Source organism: Mycobacterium sp., assembly GCF_036488105.1.
GTDB lineage: Bacteria > Actinomycetota > Actinomycetes > Mycobacteriales > Mycobacteriaceae > Mycobacterium.
Genome location: NZ_DASXHW010000341.1, coordinates 1 through 2,204 on the forward strand (window position 1 = coordinate 1; position 2,204 = coordinate 2,204).

General features: G+C 66.9%; 3 protein-coding genes. All 3 read right to left on the reverse strand.

Annotation, left to right across the window (positions count from 1 at the left end; genetic code table 11):
• Nucleotides 1–1,122: ABC1 kinase family protein (locus VGH54_RS18485; protein ID WP_331513532.1), on the reverse strand; the 1,122-nt coding region annotated here is incomplete at its 3' end.
• Between the two features lie 43 nt (nt 1,123–1,165).
• Complete coding sequence (locus VGH54_RS18490; RefSeq protein ID WP_331513533.1) at nt 1,166–2,002, reverse strand: cyclodehydratase; 837 nt, start codon at nt 2,000–2,002, stop codon at nt 1,166–1,168.
• 36 nt (nt 2,003–2,038) lie between these two features.
• Nucleotides 2,039–2,204: hypothetical protein (locus tag VGH54_RS30055; RefSeq protein WP_414688745.1), on the reverse strand; the 166-nt coding region annotated here is incomplete at its 5' end.

The window sequence follows — 2,204 nt, forward strand, 5'->3', positions numbered from 1 at the left end:
CGTGTAGTGGAAGACCTCGACCTCGACCGGTTCGACGTATTGGCGCAGCATTTCGTCGATGTCGCGCACCGACACCTGCTGGCCTTTCTGGATGAAGCCGGCCTTTTCCATCGTCGGCAGCACCAAGTCGTAGTTCTTGTCGCGGGCCAGCCGGATCGTCGCCCCGAGCTCGACCGGGAATCCACCGGGAAGCGGTGCGACGGCACCGAAATCGATGACGCCCATCTTCCCGTCGGGCATCAGCATGAAGTTGCCCGGGTGGGCGTCGCCATGCATCATCTCAATCCGGCGCGGTGAATCGAAGATGAAGGCGGCCAACCGAGTTCCCAGCAGGTCGCGCTGTTCGACGGTGCCGCTGCGGATGATGTCCGACATCGGAATACCGTCGATCCACTCCTGGATCACGACCTTTGGGGCGCTGGCGACGATGCGCGGGACCACGAAGTGTTTGTCGCCGTCGTAGGCCTTGGCGAACGCGCGTTGATGTTCCGCTTCCAGTCGGTAGTCGAGCTCCATTTCGGTGCGCGATATCAGCTCGTCGACGATGCCTTCGACATCGACGCCCGGCGCGAGTTGTTTGACCACTCCGACCATGCGCCGCAAGGTCTTCAGATCGGCTCGCAACGCCTCGTCAGCGCCGGGGTACTGGATCTTGACGGCGACCTCTCGGCCGTCCGACCACACGCCTTTGTGCACCTGGCCGATGCTGGCCGAGGCCACCGCGGTGTCGTCGAACTCGGAAAACCGTTGACGCCATTTGGTACCTAACTGCGCGTCGAGCACTCGGTGCACCTTGTCGGCGGGTAGCGGCGGCGCATCCTTTTGCAGCTTGGTCAGCGCTTCGCGGTAGGGCTCGCCGAACTCTTCGGGGATCGCGGCTTCCATCACCGACAACGCCTGGCCGACCTTCATCGCGCCGCCCTTGAGCTCGCCCAGCACGGTGAAAAGTTGGTGGGCGGCCTTCTCCATCAGCTCGGCGTTGACCTCATCCTGCGATTTGCCGGCCAACCGTTTGCCGAACCCGAGGGCTGTGCGGCCGGCTAGGCCGACCGACAGGCCGGCCAGCTTCGCGTTGCGCGAGGCGCCCTTACGTTTGATCTCTGACACGTGTCCATCATCCATGACGAGCCTGTGCTTTCCCCCATCAATCAGGCAACGGCCGTTGTCAGCAAGAACACAGTGGATGTTTCGGCCATTGCCGCACCACGATCGACCCGGCGTGGACGTCGAATTCCAGCGTGGCGTTCAACGACGTGGGCGGCTCGGACGCAGACCCGCGAACCGCCCCGATCACGCGGTTGACCTGGCTGAGCGCCAGCGCCGCGGTGGCCAGCAGGGTCGCGCGGTCGGCGACTCCGACGGTGTCTCGCAGCTGAGCGGCGACGGCGGGCCACGCCGCGTCCCGGTCCCGGCGGTGCAAATCGGCGCATCCCAGGCAGCTGGTCACACCGGGGACGACCAGCGGACCGACCAGGCCGGTGCCGTCGCGCACCCGCACCGCGAGATGCGCAACACCCTCACTGTGCAGGTCGCGCAGCATGCGGGGGTCGGCGACCAGGTTGTCGGACAGCACCACCAAGTCGGCGTCGGCGGCTGTCACCGCGGCGTGCGGCTGGTTGCTCTGCTTGATCCTGGCTCCCGAACACCGCAGCCCCTCGGCCAGCAGTTCTGACAGCGGGCCACGACCGTGCACCCGGATCGACGCCGACCGGGTAGGGCGCTGGCGGGCACCGCGCGTGGCGACGCCGGCCGTCACGAGCTTCGCGAGCAGATCGTCCAGCTCGCCGGCGCTCACGTCGGAATGGCGTCGCAGCTCGCTGATCGATACCGGCGAATGCATGGCCCGCAGCAGGGTGGCCAGCCCGGCGGCGGTCACGCCGCGCGGCGGCTGGATCAGCACGGCGCGACGCGGACTCCACCCGACCTGCACGGCGCCGTCGGGCCGCAGCAGCACCGGCAGCGCCGGATCCAGCGCATACAGCGACGGCGTGGGCTGCGCCATCTTGGCACTGTGCCACGGCAACGCGGGACGGCCGGCTCAGCTATCCACAGAGCCAGAGCCCCCGTCGTCGTCGCGGTCGCGATCAGTGTCGCGCTCGAACTCGGCGATCGCCTCATCGATCCCCCTGGTGTCGCCGCCGATGATGCGTCTTACTGGATCAACTGTTGAGAACATCTCCGAGCGGGCGCTGACTCCAGCTGTT

Coding starts and splice junctions, on each gene's coding strand:
- VGH54_RS18490 (WP_331513533.1), bottom strand. CDS start 2,002: ATGGCGCAGCCCACGCCGTCGCTGTATGCGCTGGATCCGGCGCTGCCG.